The organism is Chryseobacterium sp. CY350 (assembly GCF_027945075.1).
Taxonomy (GTDB): domain Bacteria; phylum Bacteroidota; class Bacteroidia; order Flavobacteriales; family Weeksellaceae; genus Chryseobacterium.
This window is the reverse complement of the sequence record NZ_CP116034.1, coordinates 684,331-702,942: the sequence shown is the minus strand read 5'-3', so window position 1 is coordinate 702,942 and position 18,612 is coordinate 684,331. Positions and strand designations below refer to the sequence as shown.

At 33.5% G+C, this 18,612-nt stretch carries 20 protein-coding genes; 14 read left to right on the top strand and 6 right to left on the bottom strand.

The features are described 5' to 3' along the window. Window positions 1-140: 140 nt before the first annotated feature. From PGH12_RS03160 to PGH12_RS03125, 8 genes are all read left to right on the top strand, one after another. Entirely contained in the window at window positions 141-2,669 is a 2,529-nt protein-coding gene (locus tag PGH12_RS03160; protein WP_267599036.1) for an FtsK/SpoIIIE family DNA translocase, read from the top strand. 31 nt (window positions 2,670-2,700) lie between these two features. Continuing rightward, complete coding sequence (locus PGH12_RS03155; protein ID WP_267599035.1) at window positions 2,701-2,958, top strand: hypothetical protein; 258 nt, start codon at window positions 2,701-2,703, stop codon at window positions 2,956-2,958. After that, a complete protein-coding gene (locus PGH12_RS03150) occupies window positions 2,955-3,161 on the top strand; it encodes a hypothetical protein (protein ID WP_267599033.1) in 207 nt (68 codons plus the stop codon). The genes PGH12_RS03155 and PGH12_RS03150 overlap by 4 nt, the downstream gene beginning before the upstream one ends. Window positions 3,162-3,279: 118 nt before the next feature. After that, the gene (gene lolA1, locus PGH12_RS03145) at window positions 3,280-3,927 is read left to right on the top strand and encodes an outer membrane lipoprotein periplasmic chaperone LolA1 (RefSeq protein ID WP_267599032.1); all 648 of its coding nucleotides are present in this window, start codon (window positions 3,280-3,282) and stop codon (window positions 3,925-3,927) included. Between the two features lie 67 nt (window positions 3,928-3,994). Further along, window positions 3,995-5,449, top strand: a complete 1,455-nt coding sequence (locus tag PGH12_RS03140) for an LptF/LptG family permease (RefSeq protein WP_267599031.1) — start codon at window positions 3,995-3,997, stop codon at window positions 5,447-5,449. A 127-nt stretch (window positions 5,450-5,576) separates the two neighbouring features. Beyond that, on the top strand, window positions 5,577-6,371 hold the full coding sequence (locus PGH12_RS03135; protein ID WP_267599029.1) for a hypothetical protein: 795 nt from the start codon (window positions 5,577-5,579) through the stop codon (window positions 6,369-6,371). A gap of 72 nt (window positions 6,372-6,443) precedes the next feature. Continuing rightward, window positions 6,444-6,782, top strand: coding sequence for a hypothetical protein (locus PGH12_RS03130; RefSeq protein WP_267599028.1), 339 nt, complete (start codon window positions 6,444-6,446; stop codon window positions 6,780-6,782). A gap of 60 nt (window positions 6,783-6,842) precedes the next feature. Further along, entirely contained in the window at window positions 6,843-7,487 is a 645-nt protein-coding gene (locus PGH12_RS03125; RefSeq protein ID WP_267599027.1) for a hypothetical protein, read from the top strand. 59 nt (window positions 7,488-7,546) lie between these two features. On the opposite strand, the gene frr is transcribed toward PGH12_RS03125, so the two are convergent. The 3 genes from frr to pyrH all read right to left on the bottom strand — a co-directional run bounded on the left by frr (window position 7,547) and on the right by pyrH (window position 10,082). Next, window positions 7,547-8,101, bottom strand: coding sequence for a ribosome recycling factor (gene frr / locus PGH12_RS03120; RefSeq protein ID WP_267599026.1), 555 nt, complete (start codon window positions 8,099-8,101; stop codon window positions 7,547-7,549). 227 nt (window positions 8,102-8,328) lie between these two features. Further along, window positions 8,329-9,243: an energy transducer TonB gene (locus PGH12_RS03115; protein ID WP_267599024.1), complete on the bottom strand. Its 915-nt coding sequence runs from the start codon at window positions 9,241-9,243 to the stop codon at window positions 8,329-8,331. Between the two features lie 131 nt (window positions 9,244-9,374). Then, a complete protein-coding gene (pyrH, locus tag PGH12_RS03110; RefSeq protein WP_267599022.1) occupies window positions 9,375-10,082 on the bottom strand; it encodes a UMP kinase in 708 nt (235 codons plus the stop codon). A 165-nt stretch (window positions 10,083-10,247) separates the two neighbouring features. On the opposite strand from pyrH, the gene porQ reads away from it, so the two are divergent. The 5 genes from porQ to PGH12_RS03085 all read left to right on the top strand — a co-directional run bounded on the left by porQ (window position 10,248) and on the right by PGH12_RS03085 (window position 13,443). Beyond that, a complete protein-coding gene (porQ, locus tag PGH12_RS03105; protein ID WP_267599021.1) occupies window positions 10,248-11,240 on the top strand; it encodes a type IX secretion system protein PorQ in 993 nt (330 codons plus the stop codon). Between the two features lie 206 nt (window positions 11,241-11,446). After that, window positions 11,447-12,118 (top strand): (d)CMP kinase, encoded by a 672-nt coding sequence (gene cmk / locus PGH12_RS03100; protein WP_267599020.1) that lies wholly within the window; start codon window positions 11,447-11,449, stop codon window positions 12,116-12,118. Between the two features lie 89 nt (window positions 12,119-12,207). Then, a complete protein-coding gene (locus PGH12_RS03095) occupies window positions 12,208-12,558 on the top strand; it encodes a YtxH domain-containing protein (protein ID WP_267599019.1) in 351 nt (116 codons plus the stop codon). A gap of 75 nt (window positions 12,559-12,633) precedes the next feature. Continuing rightward, window positions 12,634-12,942 (top strand): phage holin family protein, encoded by a 309-nt coding sequence (locus PGH12_RS03090; RefSeq protein WP_267599018.1) that lies wholly within the window; start codon window positions 12,634-12,636, stop codon window positions 12,940-12,942. Between the two features lie 3 nt (window positions 12,943-12,945). Next, window positions 12,946-13,443 (top strand): phosphoribosyl-ATP pyrophosphatase, encoded by a 498-nt coding sequence (locus tag PGH12_RS03085; RefSeq protein ID WP_267599017.1) that lies wholly within the window; start codon window positions 12,946-12,948, stop codon window positions 13,441-13,443. Window positions 13,444-13,512: 69 nt separating this feature from the next. On the opposite strand, the gene PGH12_RS03080 is transcribed toward PGH12_RS03085, so the two are convergent. After that, complete coding sequence (locus tag PGH12_RS03080; protein ID WP_267599016.1) at window positions 13,513-14,244, bottom strand: TrmH family RNA methyltransferase; 732 nt, start codon at window positions 14,242-14,244, stop codon at window positions 13,513-13,515. Here PGH12_RS03080 and tamL point away from each other — a divergent pair. Beyond that, window positions 14,230-16,827 carry a translocation and assembly module lipoprotein TamL gene (gene tamL / locus PGH12_RS03075; RefSeq protein WP_267599015.1) on the top strand — a complete coding sequence of 866 codons (2,598 nt, stop codon included), beginning with the start codon at window positions 14,230-14,232 and terminating at the stop codon, window positions 16,825-16,827. The two genes, PGH12_RS03080 and tamL, sit on opposite strands and share 15 nt — an antisense overlap. Here tamL and PGH12_RS03070 read toward each other — a convergent pair. Together PGH12_RS03070 and PGH12_RS03065 are read right to left on the bottom strand one after the other, a co-directional pair. Further along, window positions 16,824-17,441, bottom strand: a complete 618-nt coding sequence (locus PGH12_RS03070) for a SanA/YdcF family protein (protein ID WP_267599012.1) — start codon at window positions 17,439-17,441, stop codon at window positions 16,824-16,826. The genes tamL and PGH12_RS03070 overlap by 4 nt on opposite strands. Continuing rightward, window positions 17,438-18,562, bottom strand: coding sequence for a flavin reductase family protein (locus PGH12_RS03065; protein WP_267599011.1), 1,125 nt, complete (start codon window positions 18,560-18,562; stop codon window positions 17,438-17,440). The genes PGH12_RS03070 and PGH12_RS03065 overlap by 4 nt, the downstream gene beginning before the upstream one ends. Between the last annotated feature and the right edge of the window lie 50 nt (window positions 18,563-18,612).

The following is an 18,612-nucleotide window of genomic DNA, read 5'->3' as shown; positions in this document are numbered from 1 at the left end:
TTTGAATCATTCTTGATAATAAAAAATTCATTATTAAAAACTTAAAACATCTGTGAATCAGCATAGAAAACGAGGCGGTTTTTAGAGAAAAAAAATAAGCACAATATTAAAAAAACACTAAATTTGCCGGGATTGACATTATGGAAAAGAAAATACAAAAACCACAGACCGAATCTCCTGAAAAAGGAAAGATATTATCTAAACCGCGAATCTTTTTCGGATTGACGTTTATCGTTTTCTCGGGAGTTCTCGCGCTGTCGTTCATTTCTTATTTAATGAATTGGAAATCAGATCAAAGCCAGGCAGGAACAATGCTTGATAAAAGTATAAAATCATCTAATGTTTTTGGTAAATTGGGAGACTGGCTCGGCAATATTTTCATCTTTGAAAGTATTGGTGTTGCATCATTTATTGTTGCCTTTCTTTTTGTGGTTTTCGGGACGATGATTTTAAAGAAGAAAATCTTTAAACCATGGATGACATTCGGACATTCACTGTTCTTTATCTGCTGGTTGCCTATTTTTTTCGGAGCCGTAACTAAAGGTCAGGGAAATGCCGGCGTACTTTGCGGAGTGTATGGTTACCAGATTATGGATTCTCTAAGTGCAATTATCGGGAGCGTAGGTCTTTGGCTGGTTTTGGTAGTTAGCATTGCCCTTTATTTTATTCTGGAATTTAATCTTCGTCCGTCTTCTATTAAATCGAAATTTAATGAAATCAATGAAAATACGATCGGAAGAGTAAAATCGATGATGCCAAATTCGAGCGAAAATTTCGAAGCAGATCAGGAACTTGAAAATGAGGTTGAAAATAACTCATCCAATATTACAATTACTGATGTTTCTGACAATGCTTCCAAAAAAGAAGTTGTAAAAACAGCGAAACCGATAGTAGATAATGAGCCAATTACGAATGTTGAAACTATTGTCACTCCCAATCAGACTTCATTTGAAGAAGACAAAAAAGATTTTTCCCAATCTGTAAGTCTAGATCTGAATACAAAACCAGTAATTCCTGTTGTAAAACCTGAAGAGGCATTTGATATAAAACCTTCCACTTCGCCAGCAGACGGAATTAAATTTAACGTCGAAGTTGCTCCGGCTGTAGAGATTTTAGATGATTCTGAAAAACAGTCTAATGATTTGGTTGAGAAACACGGTCTGTATGATCATCGATTGGATTTAGCTAAATTTCAAATGCCGACGATCGATCTACTGCAGGATTACGGAAATGAGGAAATATCTGTTAATAAAGAAGAATTAGAAGAAAATAAAAATAAAATTGTTGGTTTATTAAAGAACTTCAACGTTGGAATTGCTGAAATTAAAGCGACCATCGGGCCAACAGTTACTTTATACGAAATAGTTCCTGAGGCGGGAATCAGAGTTTCTGCTATTAAAAAATTACAGGATGATATTGCTTTAAATCTTTCTGCTCTGGGAATTAGAATCATTGCACCAATGCCTGGAAAAGGAACGATCGGTATCGAAGTTCCGAGAAAAAATCCTACAATGGTTTCTATGCGTTCCGTTATCGCATCGCAGAAATTCCAAAATACAGATATGGATCTTCCAGTTGTGTTTGGGAAAACGATTTCCAACGAAGTTTTCATGGCAGATTTATCAAAAATGCCTCACCTTTTGATGGCGGGTTCTACCGGACAGGGAAAATCTGTCGGTATTAATGCAATCCTGACTTCCCTACTCTACAAGAAACATCCTAGCGAATTAAAATTTGTAATGGTAGATCCTAAAAAAGTTGAACTGTCATTATATTCTAAAATTGAAAGACATTATTTAGCAAAACTTCCGGATTCTGATGATGCAATTATTACAGATACTCATAAAGTAATCAACACTCTAAATTCTCTTTGTGTAGAGATGGATCAACGATATGATTTGCTTAAAAATGCTTTCTGTAAAAACTTAAAAGAATACAATAAAAAATTCAGTGAAAGAAAATTAAATCCTGAAAACGGACACCGTTATCTACCTTACATCGTTTTGGTTGTCGACGAATTTGCAGATTTGATTATGACTGCCGGGAAAGAAGTTGAACTTCCAATTGCAAGATTGGCGCAATTAGCAAGAGCAGTCGGAATTCACCTGATTGTTGCCACTCAAAGACCTTCTGTAAACGTAATTACGGGAATGATTAAAGCAAACTTCCCTGCAAGAGCGGCATTCAGAGTGATTTCGAGCGTCGATTCAAGAACAATTTTAGATTCTCCAGGTGCAGACCAGTTGATCGGAAAAGGCGACATGCTTTATTTTAACGGAAATGAGATTTTAAGACTTCAGTGTGCATTTGTTGACACACCCGAAGTTGAAAGACTCGCAGAATTTATTGGCGAACAAAAAGGCTACGCGTCAGCTTTTATGCTTCCTGAATATGTAAATGAAGAGGCTACAAGTACAGTTGGTGCATTTGATCCTAATGAAAAAGATCAGTTATTTGATGATGCTGCTAGAATTATTGTTTCAACACAGCAAGGTTCTACTTCGATGCTTCAAAGACAATTAAAGTTGGGATACAACAGAGCCGGCAGAATTATGGATCAACTTGAAGCAAGCGGTATTGTTGGCGGATTTAACGGAGCTAAAGCAAGAGAAGTTTTGATCAGCGACCTTAATTCTCTGGAGCAGTTCTTAGAAGATCTTAGAAATTAAATTTCAACACATCATTACTAAATAAATCTTTATGAAAATCTTTAGAAATTACATTGCAGGAATTGCTGCTTTGTCATTATTCATCACATTAAATTCATGTGCATTAAGATCGGTACCAAGCGATTACAGTGATGTGAAAATTGAATCGGTAGATCTCAGCACATTAGGAAACGGTAAAATACTGATCTACAATGGCGCAAGTATTTTGCACTCGATGGATAATACTGCAAGATTAAATTTTGGATTAATAAGAAACCGGTTGGTCAGATCAGAACAAAAGAATACGTGATCATCGATCTTAGTAATGGAATTTATGAGTTTAATGTACTTCATTTAGATATGGTCAACATGAGAAGTAATCACTCCGTTTCTGTTAATGAAAATACTAAAGTGATCAGAATAGAACCCACGATCACATCAAATAAACTTACGGTTACCAATGTATTACCGCAAAATTTTGAAAAGTATAATAACAGAGCAAATCGCAAATAAAACCTGCATCACTTTAATGGAACAGTTTTTGAAAGATCTGCGAAATTAAAGAAACAGACCTGTTTTAACTTTTAAGAGTTGAATGCGTCTAAAGAATAGAAAATTTAGAAATAGAAACATGAAAAATTTAATTTCAAAAATAGTATTTGGATCTTTTGTAGTCGGAAGTGTTGCTTTTGTTCAGGCTCAAAAAATTGATGCCAAGGCAAAAAAAATATTAGATGATGTAACGGCAAATTACAAATCTAAAAAAAATTCGTATTTCAAATTTGCTTTCGGAAGCGGCATGAATGGTGTTGTAAGTAAAAACGAACCAGGAATTTATTACACAGCCGGAGATAAATATAAATTAAAGATCATGGAAACCGAGCAGATTTTCGATGGTAGCAAAATTTATAATATCAACACAGAAGATAAAGAAGTAACGGTAGCAAAGCCTAATGAAAGCTCGACGATGTTTTCTCCTATTAATTATTTGACATCTTATAGAAAAGATTACAATGTTTCTTACAGCGGAAAAAAAACAGTTGAAGGTGTAAGTGCAGATTTTATAACCTTAACGCCAGTAAAACCAAATGGTCTGAAATCTATTTACATATTTATAGACGGCGCAAAAAAACAAATGCTAAAATTAGAGCAACACGGAAATAATAAAGATATTGCGGTAATTTCTATTAAAGAGTATAAAGAAAATCAGCAATTAGACCCTAACATGTTTGTTTTCGATAAGAATAAATATAAAAACTATCTTGTTACAGAATTATAATTCTAAATATATATTAAAATTTAAAGTCACAAAGGAAACTTTGTGGCTTTTTCATTAATTTTGGCGAATGTTTAAAATATTAGACCGATATATTATTAAAACCTTTTTTGGTCCGTTCTTTTTTATATTCAGTGTGTTGTTTTTCATTTTTATTGTAAACATTATCTGGATTCAGCTCGGGCAGTTTATGGGAAAAGGTCTTACCACTCTTCAGATCATGAAACTTCTTTTTTATCTTGGAGTAAGTGTAGTAAGTATGGTTTTGCCTTTGACGATACTTTTGGCTAGCATCATGTCTTTCGGAGAATTTGGCGAAAGGTATGAATTAGCCGCAATGAAGGCAGCAGGAATTTCACTTACTCGTGTCATGATGCCTCTTTTGGGAGTGGTCACCGTCTTGGCAGTCATGCTATATTTCTTTTCGAACAACATTATTCCGGATTTTCAGAGGAAAGCAAAGAATATGCTTTATAATATTGCTCAAACCAAACCTGCATTAAATTTTACACCAGGACAGTTCATCGATCAGATTCCCGGATATATGGTAAAATTTGATAAAATAGAAGGCGAAGAAGGTCGCGATCTGCAAGGGATTTTCATTCATAAAAAAGCAAGTACATTCGAAAACCAACGGTCTATTGTAGCAGAAAAGGGAAAATTTGTAACGCCTCCGAATAAAAATTATCTTCAATTGGTATTGTTCAACGGTTATGTTTTTGAAGACAGTTATGCGGGTAAATCAGAAAATATCAGATTAAAGCAGCCGGATCAGGCAATTAAATTTGACACATTAGTTTCACATTTTGATGTCAGCGAAATTATTAATAAAGCGATCGAAGAGGAAAGAATTACAGAAGATTACCGTTTTCAGACTTTCAGAGAATTATTTTCAACAATAGATAAAACGAGGAAAGATAATGCTAAATTATCATCTACTATTGGAAATGAGGTTTTGTCCCAGACCAGCTCTGTGGTCACTTATATGGATAAAAATAAAACAAAAGCGCCGGTAAAATCCCAATATAAACTTGATACGATAAAAAAAGATAAAAAGCTGGAGATGATCTACAATGCTCACAGCAGGCTTAGTAATCTAAAAACTACGCTGGAAACTAAAGATCAGGAGATCACGCCAAGCGTAAAATATTTTAACAAAGTAGTTATTTATCAGCAAAGAATAATCTCCTACTCATTCACATGCATCATTTTCTTCATGATCGGTGCGAGTCTTGGCTCTATTATCAGAAAAGGCGGAATGGGCGTTCCCGTTATCGTTGCCATTGTGATTTTTATTATATTTTATGTCATCAATGTTGGTTTTGAAAACGTCGCCTGGTCAGGAAAAATGAGTCCGTATCTTGCGGCATGGCTACCAAACATGATACTTTTTCCTTTTGGTGTCTTGATGACTTATAAAGCACTTACAGATTCTCAATTATTTGATTCTGAAAAATACAAGACTTTCTTTAAACCCATTACGAAGCTTTTTGTGAAAGATAAAGAACATAAACGATATCAATAAACAAAAAATCCGAAGCTAGTCTTCGGATTTTTTTTATAAAAGTTAGTTCGAAATACATAAGAAATTTAAATTCCTAAAGTGTCGAAAAATAATCTCATATTTATCATCTTATTTAAATTTAATAATTATGAAAAAAGTTCTATTGTTTAGCCTGTTTAGTTTAATCACTTCAAGCGTTTATGCACAGGAGGAAAATATAGATTACGAATTAAAAACCAACGAAAAATATGGTTACGTAATTGATAAAAACGGAAAAAAAATTGAGGGAATTGTAAGATTGGCAGGCAGTGAAATGAGCCCTTGGGTCAACCAAAAAAAGGTGAAATTTATTGCTACTTCAGATATTGATCAATCGAAGAAAAAACAGAAATTTAAAACGTTGGATTCTGATGATCTTAAAGAATATGTTGCTTATGATGACAGCAATACCGAACGGCATTTTGAAGTAATAAAATACACCAACACCAAAGAAGGTTTTAATACAGCCACCGGAGGATTAAGCGGAAATATTAAAGCATTTAATAATCTTACAAAAAGCAATCAATTTGCAGAAGTGGTAACAGACGGTAAAATAAAAATTTATAAATTATACGGTTACCCTACGACTTTTTCGGCCGGTCAAAGTCAGATTGACAAAGCAGATCAGGAAACCGAGAGAATGAGAAAAAATCCAAGTTTTATTTACACAAAAAAAGGTAGTAAGCTTAAAGAATTAGATTTAAAGGAAACTAAAATCATCACTGCAGATTGCGGTTTTGTGAAAGGTAAAATAGCAAACGGTTCTTACTCTTCAATGAAAAATGATGAAAAAAAGCGCTCTGGTTTGGGTAGATTTATTAAAAATCAAATCGATGACGTAATGTCTAACGTTCCTCAAATTGTGGATGAAGTGATATTTGATTACAACGAAAACTGTAAATAGTCATTATTTAATACAAATAATTATTTTAAGAAAGATGGGAAAATTTTCTATCTTTAAATATAAAATCAAAGCATGAGAAGTACATTTTTTATTCTATTGATATTCATAGGCATTTCTGCAATGGCTCAACAAAGCGATAAAGAAGCTTACATCAAAAAAGAAAGCATTGGCGGAAAGCTTGATTTCACCAAAAAAGTTGATGCAAAATACAAAGATAATGCATTAATTACTTTCGGGGACACTGCGTACAATAAGAAAGATTTTGCCATTTTACTTTGGGCTGCAAACGTTAGAAATTTAGATGTAAATTCTGTCGACCAAGCCATTAATATTTGGGAACAAATTTACAAAAGGAGTTTAACTGATCCTGAAAAAAAAGCATTACATACAGGGTTTGAAGCTAAATTCTGAGAGTGATAAGTACTCTATCGCACATTTTTTGTTTATAAATCGTTATCCTAAATTACTCTTATGAAAAATCTGCTTCTAATCCTAAGTCTAATTTTGCTGGTTTCATGTAAAAAAGGAAATGATAAACCTTCTGAAAATGATGTTTTAAAAGACACTTCTACCTCAAAAGTAATCGAAGATTCTTTAAGATCAAATAATAATTTAATTTCTATTGATGGAATAAAAAAAGAGTACAATTTGATCAATTCGAAACTAACCGCAAAAAAACTTGATTCAGTCAGTTTCGATTATGAATGCGAAGAAAGGTCAGGAAATGTGGTTTACTATTCTGAGAATGGAATTTTAAAAGTTATCAAACATTTCACTGCAGACAGTCACTATTCTTCAACAGAAAAATATTTTTTAAATGAAGGTCATCCATATTTCGTTTTCAGGGATGAAACAGTTTGGAACTTTGATGGAGGAACGCCTGAAAAGCCAGAAACTAAAGATGATGTCACTCAGACAAGAATGTATTTTTCGAAAGATAAAATTATTCAGTGTTTAGAAAAAAAGTTTACTATAAAGTCTAGCCTCCCAACAAAACCTGATCCTGAAAATATACCCAACAAACAGAATAAAAATTGTTCTGCAAACGAAGTTCAGAAAACTTTAGAATTGCTCCTTAAAAATAGAAATAAAAAGGGCAAAATCAATTGTCTTTAAAAACAAAAAGTGGTTCCGATAAATACGAAACCACTTTTTGTTATAATTTTAAATTAAAATTATACTTTCATAATTTCAGCTTCTTTTGTCTTAAGATGATCGTCACAAAGCTTCACATGCTTATCGGTAAGTACCTGAATTTCTTCTTCAGTACCTTTGATAGCATCTTCAGAAACTCCTTCTAATTTTTTCAGTTCTTTGATCCCGTTTTGTCTAGCATTTCTTACTACGACTTTGGTATCTTCGGTTTCTCCTTTGGCCTGTTTTGCCAGTTCACGTCTTCTCTCTTCAGTAAGAGGTGGTACATTGAGGATAATATTTTCACCGTTATTAGAAGGTGCAAAACCTAAGTTTGAATTAATGATAGCTTTCTCAATAGCGTTAATAGCAGTTCTATCCCAAGGCTGAATAGAAATTGTCATCGCATCAGGCACAGATACGTTTGCAACCTGGTTAAGAGGAGTTGGAGCACCATAATATTCTACCATCACATCCTGAACCATATTTGTAGACGCACGGCCAGCTCTAATTCTTTGAAATGCATGATCTAAGTGCTTTATAGCTGCTTCCATATCATGTTTTACAGATTCTACAATAAGATCTAATTCTTCCATTATATAATAAAAATTTGAAAGGTTACACATTTTTTAATAGGTATTTAAATCAATAAGTTAAGCTTTCTAAAATTTACATTTTAAGCCTTTTACTCACTGTTTTTTACTATTTAGTTTTGCAAAAATAATGATTGTTTTCTGAATATCAGTAAGAATTTTCTTTGATAATAAAAAGAGGAACTTAATAATTCCTTTATGCTTACCAATCTTTTGAAGTTTCGTATTTTTTATTCAAAATTCATTGTTAGTGGTAGTCTGAATATACAACGAACAGATTGTCCATTGATTTTTGCAGGTGTCCATTTGTTTTTTATAGAATTAACTGATCGAATTGCTTCATTATTGAAATCTTCATTATTACCACCTGCTTTAACGTCTGTAATACTACCATCTCTTTCTACAATAAATGTTACTTCAGTTTTAACTGTACCTTCATTACCTTTCATTTTAGAGCTATTAAAACTATTTGAAACTTTTAATCTAAATGCATTTACTCCTCCCGGAAATTCTGGAGCTTGATCAACATCTGCGTATATTTTATCCATTTCTAGAGTAAAATCTGAATAAGTTTTTTCCTGTTCTTCTAGCTCAGCGTTTTTCTTTTTATTCATTAAAATTATTGCATATTCATATGCAGATTCGCCAATGTGCATATTCTTGTTGTATTTGATTGTTTTAAACGTACCATCCATATACTGTATTTTTATATTGGATAATCTTAAGTATTCTACAATATCTGTAGACCAAACATAATCAAATGACCACTCTGCAATTCCACTAGTTACAACGGGTCCTATAGCTTTTAATGTTTTATAATAAACTCCTTTTGAAACTTGAACTAAATCCCCTACCGGATTTTCACCTGCAACAGTAAACCAAATATATTTAATAGTTTTTTGCGAGGGATTGTATATGGAAAAAGATGCACCAGTTGTTGAATAACCACTAATAGCAGTGTAACTAATTACTCCTATTCCATATTTTTCACTATTAATGAAAGGCTGTAAAGCATCTTTAAGTTCTACTCTTAATAAGTTTAATTCTGTTACTTTCTGACGGGGTGGAATGTTGATTTGTCTAGGCTCTGGAATGATTTGAGCAAATAATAAATTTGAGAATAAAATAAGTATTACTTTCTTCATAAAAATAGTTTTAAAGCCGTAAATGTAATAATAAGAAAATGTATCAAATTACGGTTATCAGTACGTACACAGTATTAATAAATAACCCCCTTTAGACGTAAGTCTAAAGGGGGGTTATTTATGTTTTTTTTTTATATATTCACTAAAGTTCCTACATTTTCTCCCTCAACAATTTTTACCAAATTACCATCTTTATTCATATCAAATACGACGATAGGCAATTTGTTTTCGTGGCTTAGGGTGAAAGCAGTCATATCCATCACTTTAAGATTTTTTTCGAAAACTTCATCAAAAGATAATGAGTTATATTTTACAGCATTTTCGTTTTTTTCAGGATCGCTGTCGTAGATTCCGTCTACTCTGGTTCCTTTTAAAATTACGTTTGCATCAATTTCTATTGCGCGTAAAGTTGCTGCAGTATCTGTCGTAAAATAAGGATTTCCTGTTCCGGCTCCGAAGATCACAACTCTACCCTTTTCAAGATGTCTTACCGCTTTTCTTTTGATGAATGGTTCAGCTACTTTGTCCATCTCAATAGCAGATTGTAGTCTCGTTTTAATTCCGACATCTTCCAAAGCTCCTTGCAAAGCCATACCATTAATCACCGTTGCCAGCATTCCCATGTAATCGCCCTGCACTCTGTCCATACCTTTTGCAGCTCCAGCTACACCACGGAAAATATTTCCTCCTCCAATTACAATCGCAATTTCGCAGCCCAGATCGACTACTTTTTTAATTTCCTGAGCGTACTCCATCAGTCTTTCGGTATCAATACCATACTGTCTGTTCCCCATCAATGCCTCACCACTCAGTTTTAGAAGGATTCTTTTATATTTCATCTTTAAATTTATAATAGTTTTCGAGAGTCAAATTCCTCAGAAATTAACTTTGCAAATATAATCATTAAAAATATTGAAAAAAGAAAAATATTTAATAGTAAATAATGTTCTAAATATTTTGATAAGTTCGAAAAAGGATTATTTTTGCATTAATTAATTACTGATTTGAAGAAAGTTCTAATTTTTTCACTGTTTCTTTCGGGAATTGTTTCGTTTGCACAAACTGGAACAAACGTTTATCCGTTTCTGAATATTCCGGTATCAGCACGACAGGCTGCTTTGGGTGGTGATGCAATTACCATGAGAGATCATGATGTATCTTTTGCCATTGCCAATCCTGCTCTACTTAATCAGGAATCAGACAAACAGCTTTCTGTAAATGCGACTGCTTATCTTGCAGATTCAAAGTACGGAACAATAGCTTTTGCAAAAGATCTCGAAAATGGCCACATGGTTACCGTAAACGCACGTTATATGAGCTATGGAAACATACCGAGAACTGACGAGAGTGGTTTTGAAATGGGAGAATTCTCGGCTTCAGACGTTGCAGTTGGCGGTGGATATGCGTATCAGTTTGAAGAAGACTGGACGATCGGTGGAGGATTAAATTTTATAACGTCAAAAATTGACACCTATACATCTTCTGCTTTGGCAGGAACTTTAGGAGTGACTTATCATCCTAAAAAAAGTAAAGAAGTGGTTTCTGTGGTGCTGAGAAATTTCGGTTATCAGTTTAAATCGTTTAATGGTGTCAGAGAAAATCTGCCTTTTAGAATTGATCTGGGTTATACTAAGATTTTAAAAGCTTTTCCTTTAGCCATAACTGTTACAGCACATGATCTTCAGGAGTTTGATATTTCATCAGAACTTAATGTAGACGGACAAGAAGTAAATGTCGGGCGAAAAATTGCAGATCACTTCTCACTGGGTGCGGAACTTTTCCCTGAAAAAAGCTTCAATTTCCGTTTGGGATATAACGTCAGAAGAGGTAACGAACTTGCAGTTGCCGATCAAAGAAATTTCTCTGGTCTTTCGGCCGGTTTCGGACTGAAGGTTTCGAAATTTCGTATAGATTATGCTCACGTGAGATATCACAATTCTTCTAACGTCAATCAAATCGGAATATCAGTTGATCTAAGCGGTCACAGAGGAGAATAATTTAATAATCACATCTATTTTATTTTAACTCAATTAAACCTTGTGTTCTCTGTTAAGCGGAACGCCTTTGCGAACTTAAAAATAGTATTTAGTTAAATAAATCTCTGCAAAATTTTCGTTAAAATAATCATTAGAATAATTGTAATTTCTCAAGTTTAAATCTGCAATTTCTTTGGATTTAAAGTTTTTTTTTTGAAATTTGTACCATGAAAAAACCAGTAATTGCAATTGACGGATTCTCATCTACAGGGAAAAGTTCTATTTCTAAAATTATTGCCGACAACCTTGGTATTGTGCATTTGGATACAGGAGCTTTATATCGAGGCATTACTTGGTTTGCGCTGCAAAACTGTTTAGATGATAATGATACGATTAATCTTGAGCAGCTTTTTTCATCTTTTCCTCTTATCGACCTTCAATTTAAAAATGATGAAGGGGAATTGGTTCTCTATCTAAATCATATTAATATTTCAAAGGAAATTCGCTCCAATGAAGTTTCAGATAATGTGAGTTTTATTGCTAAACAGAAAGAAGTGAGAGATTTTCTTTTGCAGTCTCAACGAAATCTGGCAGAAAAAGGCGGTATTATTATGGATGGAAGAGATATCGGTACAGTTGTACTGCCAAACGCCGATTTTAAATTTTTCCTCACAGCCAGTATTGATGAGAGAACGAAAAGAAGATATCAGGAATTGTTGAGTTTAGGTATTGAAGCTGACGAAAATCTTGTGCGTGAAAACCTCATAGCGAGAGACAAGATTGATAGTGAGAGAGAGATAGCTCCTCTCACAAAAGCTGACGATGCAATAATCGTTGATAATACCATGCTTACTAAGAAAGAGACAATAGAAACTATATTGTCATATTTAAAAAAATAACATTTTTTCTCTGCCAAAATTTCCATTTGGTATATTAATTGTAACATTTAAACTATAAAATATTATTAACAATAACTAAAAAACGAAAAATGTCTAGAAAAGAAAATAATACAGCAGGTATTTTAGCAGGACTTTTAGCAGGTGCTGCGGCAGGGGTAATCTTAGGAATGCTATATGCTCCTGAAGAAGGAAAAGAAACAAGAAAAAAAATTAAAACTAAGGCTAACGATCTAAAAGAAGAAGCTAAAAACAAATACGGAGAAGTATCTGAAAAAGTAAAAGATCAATATGGAAATATTTCATCTACTTTCAAAGAAACTGCAAGTAACGTAGCTCATACTGTGAAAGATGGTTATGATAAATATAAAGATCAAATCGTATCAAAAACTACTGACATCGTAAAAGATGTTGAAACAGGTTTGAATGATCTGAAAGGATAAATTCATTTAATTTAAATGACAAAAGGAACTTTGACCAAATTAAAGTTCCTTTTTTTGTAACTTTAAGAAAAAACAATGATAGATACTTTAAAAGAATATGCGTCGAAGAGAATAGATTTGCTAAAGATTCAGGCGACAGAAAAATCATCGATCTCTGCCGGAGTTATTGCTTATCTGGTTGTTTTAATGGTTGCTTTTGCTTTTTTTATAATCCTTTTTAATTTTGGACTTGCATTCTTCGTAGGTAAATTATTAAATAATACTTCATACGGATTTTTTATTGTTGCAGCGTTTTATTTGGTCATCACACTTTTAGTCGTTACCTTTAAGAAACGTATTGTACATAGCGTGGCAAATAAAGTAATCGAATTTTTAAATCACTAGTTCATGAGCAGAAATTACGAAAGTTTAGAAGAGTTAAAGAGAAAAAAGAAGCTTTTAAAAAGTGAGATTGAAGATTTGGAAGGCTTGCTCACTTTTAAAAATACTAAAGAAAGTCTGAGTGCATTTACAAATGGTTTAACAGATCAGTATCTTAAAGAAAAAGTGGATGCAGATGGCGAAGAAAAAACAGTTTTGAGAAAAGATGTTATTGCAAAACAACTAACCTCGGAAGTAAAAGATTTATTTTTAAGTAAAAATACAGCGATGGGAATTGCCGGAAGTGCCTTTAAAGGTGATGCGATGGATGCTGTGGTAAAACTTGCTGTAACGGCTTTCGTAGCAAATTATGCAAAGAAAAATCTACGAAGCTCAAACTGGAAAAAGAAAGTGCTGGGAGCAGTATTGATTTACATAGCACCGATGGCTTTAAAATTTGTAAGAACAAAACTTGAAGCTTACCAAAAAACAAAAAGCGTATCAAGTATGGAGCAACTTATATGAGTTTGTAGAGTTTTAGAATTAAAGGAATTTTCATTTAAATAATGCCAAACTTTTAGCTCTAAAGCTCTATCACTCTCCCACTCTGAAGATTTGGCCTAATATAATTCCTGCTGCCATAGAAACATTAAGGCTTTCTGTTGATTGAGATTTTCCAAATCGGGGAATTGATATTTTTGCCTGAAGTAACTTTTCGGTTTCTTCACGCATTCCGTTTCCTTCGTTTCCTAGAATCAGATTTATTTTTCCCGGTTTTTTGAATGAATATATATTTTCTCCATCCATATCGGTTCCTACATTGGTATTCTCAGTGGTCGATAAATAATTTACTAAATTACAATAAACCACATTTACTCTTGTAAAAGATCCCATCGTTGCTTGAATCACTTTCGGATTATAAAAATCTACGGTATCTTCACTACAAATAATTTGCTCAATACCAAACCAATCTGCCAAACGTATGATTGTCCCCAGATTTCCCGGATCCTGAATTCCATCCAAGACCAACTGAATATCTTTGTCAGCAAATTGCACATCCTGATTTATTTCACACACTACTACAGAATCTTTCGGATTTTGCAGAAAACTGATTTTTTTTAGTTCATTTTCAGTGATTTGATGTATTTTAGTGTCCTTAAAATTTAAATTTTGAGGATTTGTAGAAAATATTTCTTTAATTTTAAAGTTAGAATCCGGAAGTTCGGAGATTATTTTATTCCCTTCAACCAAAAACAAATTGTATTTTTGCCTGAACTTCTTTTTATCTAAAGACTGTAAAACTTTTATTGTATGAGCTGTAAGCATTATAAGAATTCTCCTCAAAAATATTATAAAATTATATCATTTGCAACAGCAGTGGGATTACTTTATGCATGCAGTACCACAAAAAAAGTTCCTGATAGTGAATATCTGCTCACTAAAAATCATTTTGAGTTTGAAGATAAAAAGGAATTCTTCGATGATGAACTGAAAGATTATGTACAGCAGAAGCCGAATAAAAAGCAGTTTTTATTTATGCCTCTAAGTCTCCTTTTATATAATGCTGCAAATCCTAAATACGATACCATCCTTAATGAATACATGACGTATCCCAGTGAAATGAGAAATCAGAAACTGAGAGATTCTCTTTTCATTAAATATGATATGCAAAGTAGTGTAGGAAAAAGGCTTTTGATGGACAGGCTTTTACATAATTGGGGAACGCCTCCTGTGATTCTAGATCAGACAAGAACAGAGAAAAGCGCGCAGTCAATTGAAAAAAGAATGATTTACAGAGGTTATTGGGATTCGGAAGTTAAATTCAGCCATGCCCTAGATTCTGCGTCAAAAAAAGCTGAAGTTTCTTATTTTATTAATCATCGCAGTCCTACCATGATTAAAGACTATTTTTATAATATTCCTGATGCGGGCGTGAAAAGTCTTTATCAGCAAAACATCAATTCTACATTAGTGAGATCAAGAAAGATTCTTGATCAGACAGTTTTGGAAAAAGAAGTTACAAGAATCAACGACTTGATGCGTGATAGTGGCTACTATAGATTTAACAATGGAAATAATGAAGTGTACTTTGTAGCAGATTCACTAAAAGACAGAAAAAATGTTCCGCTCACCCTGGAAATTCACAAAGATTCTGCAGATACACCTTATAAAGTTTCAACGATAGGAAATATTGACGTTGCAATCGTTGAAGAAACGAGTGATTTTGGCAGGAAAACAGTGAAAGATAGCCTTAGAAGAATCAGATTTCACAAGATGAATGACAATTACAAGACAAATTCTTTGTGGCGGGCAATCATTGTAGACACCAAATCTGTTTATGATCAGCAAAAACTCGATCTTACAAAAAGAAATCTTCTGGCGATGAATAATTTTAGTATTCTGAAAGCCAAAGATTCTCTAAGACAAGGTGGAGCAATAAAGCCGAACGACAGCATTATTGATGTCCTTTATCTCTTGAAACCGCTACCAAAATATGAAATAAAATTAGGAACCGATATCAATTATTCTCAATTACTAAATTTAGGAATATCACCATCCGTAGATTTAACGACAAGAAATGTTTTCAGAGGTGCAGAAAACCTTACAACGAGTCTTGCAGGAACCTTCGGTTCGATTAGAAATCCTAAGAATCTTGATAAGCGAATTTTAGCCTATGAATATTCTGCTCAAGCGTCTTTAAGTTTTCCAAGATTGTTGCTTCCTTTTAATTATTATAAGCTTATTCCTAAGCGTTACACTCCTACTTCATCGATTGTTTTGGGTGCATCAGTACAAAATAATATTGGCTTGGGAAGAGTCAATTTCAATACGGGACTAAATTATTTTGCTAATGTAAACGATCAGGCTTCTCACAGACTTACATTGTTTAATACGCTTTTTAGTTTAACCAAAAATAAGGACAGCTATTACGACTATTTCGTTAGTGACAACATCATCAGAGAAAATGTTTTTCAGGATTATTTTAATTATAATCCGTCAGTCAGACAGCAATTTGAATCAGGCGCTTTGACACGAGACCAGGTTTCTGAGCAGATTATTACTGACGAAGGATACCCTTCCACATTAGATCTTGATAAAGCTAATAATTTGGTGGCATTTTATGGGACTTTGGTAAACAAAGACAGACAAACACAGGATGTTATCATTTCGTCGATGGTTTATAATTTTATTTATAATGAAATCGGAAAGAAAGATTATCCTAATGCATTTTATTTTAATGGAAAAGTGGAACTTTCAGGAAATATCCCAAGTATATTTAATCAAAAAAGAAATGATGGCGGTGGAATTTTAAGAAGCCCCGAGAGAACAATTTTTGGAATTCCTTATGCCCAATTTGTTAAGTTTGATTTCGATGTAAGAAAATATTTCAAGTTTAACGGAAATCAGACTTTAGCTCTGAGACAGTTTATCGGTTTGGGGATTCCATACGGTAATTCTTCTACAATGCCTTTTGTAAGATCTTATTTCAATGGAGGATCTAATGACATCAGGGCTTGGGTTGCCTTCGGAGGTTTAGGTCCGGGAGGTTCTCAGATTGATGAGAGAGTGAGAACTTATTTGATGGGAAATGTAAAGCTTACTACAAATATAGAATATCGTATGCCGTTCAATGATATGTACGAGGGTGCAATTTTCACCGATATCGGTAATATTTGGAACACTGAAAATAATGGATTCGACGATCAGTTTAAATTCAACAAATTTATTCGTGAAATGGGTGTAGGCAGTGGTTTCGGTCTAAGAGTAAATGTAGCATATATTACTTTGAGATTAGATCTGGCTTATAAAATATATGATCCCAATAAACCAGATGGTGAAAAGTGGAGATTTAATAAAATTCAGCCATTGAAACCAACATTAAATATTGCTTTCGGATATCCTTTCTAATCCGGAGAAATTCCCAATAAAAAATAAACTACGGCAACCACTCGCGCGAGAATTTCCCGCGACTGGTTTCTGTAAAAACTTTCCGGCTTGGTAACATCTTGAGCATCAAAACCTAAAGCATTCATGCTATTGTTTCTTGCAAAAAATAAAGCCCTTAGGTTATGGAAACCTTGCGAAACGATGATTACATTTTTCTTTTTGTAAACATCCTTACATCGAAGAATACTTTTGTAGGTATTAAGGCCTTTAGGATCTTCAATAATAATATGTTCCGGAACTCCTTCCTGATAGATTAGATAGTTTTTCATGGCAGCCGGCTCATTATACCCTTTGCTTTTTTCTCCACTTACAATAATTTTTTTGATCTTTCCGTGGTGGTAAAGCAATGCGGCCGCATCCATCCTCTTGGTGAAATAAGGATTTGACTGTCCTGATCTCATTCTTGGTGAAGTTCCTAACACCAAAGCAATTTCCCTCGGCGGAATTTTTGATATTTTATTGTAAGTTCTTCCATTAGTAAGTCCAAAAACCCAGATATTTGATAAGCAGATCAAAAGAAAAACCAGTTCTGATGACGCAATAATAAATCTGAATATGTTTTTAATGATTCTCAACTGAAATCAAAGTTAAGCTTTATTTTCTTACTTTTTGCTATCGACATACAGGCAAGAATTTTTCCCTGAGCTTCTTCTTTTTCTGTAAGATATTCGTTCTCCAAAAGCTCAACCTCTCCTTCTACGAGCGTACATTCGCAACTTCCACAGATTCCGGATTTACATGAATATGGAACCTTAAAATTCTGAATCAATAATTGCTGAAGAATTTTTTCTCTGTTATCAGGAAGCTGTGTATGATAATCTTTTCCCAACATTTTAAAATCTACAGTTACATTCTCAATTAACGGAAACTCTTTCTCTTGCGGATAAATTGCGTCATTAAACTCTTCGAATAATTCAAAATGAATATTCTTTTTCGGGATTCCGTGATGATAACATGCATTCGCCAGTGTTTTGATCATTTCTCCTTTTCCGCATATTAAAACTTCATCTACGGCATCCCAGATTGTTGATTCTTCATCTGTATCATCAAGATGCAGAATCTGATTGATAATTAGATGTAATTTTTTTGCATCGAGCCGTCCGTAAAATAATTGGTGTGAAGTTTTTTCCTGAGAATAAAAATAATGAATCTGCAACCTGTTGTGATAAGTACGTGCAAGATTATCCAAAAGATCTCTGTAAATGAGCTCCTGAGAGTTTTTATTTCCAAAAAAAAGAAAAAGTCTGGTGCGCGGTTCGTTGTGAAGTATATTTTTAAAATGACTTAAAATTGGTGTAATACCAATTCCCGCAGCAAAACCGACAATTGTTCTAAATTCACTTGGCTTTGACACCAGTGTAAACCTTCCGTTTGGCTCACTAACAAACAGTTGATCGCCGATATTGTAGTTTTTATAGAGATCAGCCGTAGATCCTTCCTGAGAATTGATCTTTATTCCCAAACATATTTTTTCTTCATAGGGCGCAGAAGTCATCGAATAGTCATTGATCATTTCTTTGCCGTCGGATAAAAATTTTACGCTTACAAACTGACCTGCTTCAAATGTATAATTATCTTTTAGATTCTCAGGAATTTCAAGCTCCAGAGAAAAAGTATTTTTGGTCAGGTCTGCCTTTTTAGCTATTTTTAACGGATGAAACTTTGTCAGTTTCCCTTTATAGATTTGTTGTTCCATACTTCAATTCAAAAATAGAGAAAAAATAAATAAGAAATGGTCTGTAACAG

Bases quoted from the DNA above. Each gene is read 5' to 3' on its own strand.
- PGH12_RS03160 (WP_267599036.1), top strand. From the start codon at position 141: ATGGAAAAGAAAATACAAAAACCACAGACCGAATCTCCTGAAAAAGGA.
- PGH12_RS03155 (WP_267599035.1), top strand. From the start codon at position 2,701: ATGAAAATCTTTAGAAATTACATTGCAGGAATTGCTGCTTTGTCATTA.
- lolA1 (WP_267599032.1), top strand. From the start codon at position 3,280: ATGAAAAATTTAATTTCAAAAATAGTATTTGGATCTTTTGTAGTCGGA.
- PGH12_RS03140 (WP_267599031.1), top strand. From the start codon at position 3,995: ATGTTTAAAATATTAGACCGATATATTATTAAAACCTTTTTTGGTCCG.
- PGH12_RS03135 (WP_267599029.1), top strand. From the start codon at position 5,577: ATGAAAAAAGTTCTATTGTTTAGCCTGTTTAGTTTAATCACTTCAAGC.
- PGH12_RS03130 (WP_267599028.1), top strand. From the start codon at position 6,444: ATGAGAAGTACATTTTTTATTCTATTGATATTCATAGGCATTTCTGCA.
- PGH12_RS03125 (WP_267599027.1), top strand. From the start codon at position 6,843: ATGAAAAATCTGCTTCTAATCCTAAGTCTAATTTTGCTGGTTTCATGT.
- frr (WP_267599026.1), bottom strand. From the start codon at position 8,101: ATGGAAGAATTAGATCTTATTGTAGAATCTGTAAAACATGATATGGAA.
- PGH12_RS03115 (WP_267599024.1), bottom strand. From the start codon at position 9,243: ATGAAGAAAGTAATACTTATTTTATTCTCAAATTTATTATTTGCTCAA.
- pyrH (WP_267599022.1), bottom strand. From the start codon at position 10,082: ATGAAATATAAAAGAATCCTTCTAAAACTGAGTGGTGAGGCATTGATG.
- cmk (WP_267599020.1), top strand. From the start codon at position 11,447: ATGAAAAAACCAGTAATTGCAATTGACGGATTCTCATCTACAGGGAAA.
- PGH12_RS03095 (WP_267599019.1), top strand. From the start codon at position 12,208: ATGTCTAGAAAAGAAAATAATACAGCAGGTATTTTAGCAGGACTTTTA.
- PGH12_RS03090 (WP_267599018.1), top strand. From the start codon at position 12,634: ATGATAGATACTTTAAAAGAATATGCGTCGAAGAGAATAGATTTGCTA.
- PGH12_RS03085 (WP_267599017.1), top strand. From the start codon at position 12,946: ATGAGCAGAAATTACGAAAGTTTAGAAGAGTTAAAGAGAAAAAAGAAG.
- tamL (WP_267599015.1), top strand. From the start codon at position 14,230: ATGAGCTGTAAGCATTATAAGAATTCTCCTCAAAAATATTATAAAATT.
- PGH12_RS03080 (WP_267599016.1), bottom strand. From the start codon at position 14,244: ATGCTTACAGCTCATACAATAAAAGTTTTACAGTCTTTAGATAAAAAG.
- PGH12_RS03065 (WP_267599011.1), bottom strand. From the start codon at position 18,562: ATGGAACAACAAATCTATAAAGGGAAACTGACAAAGTTTCATCCGTTA.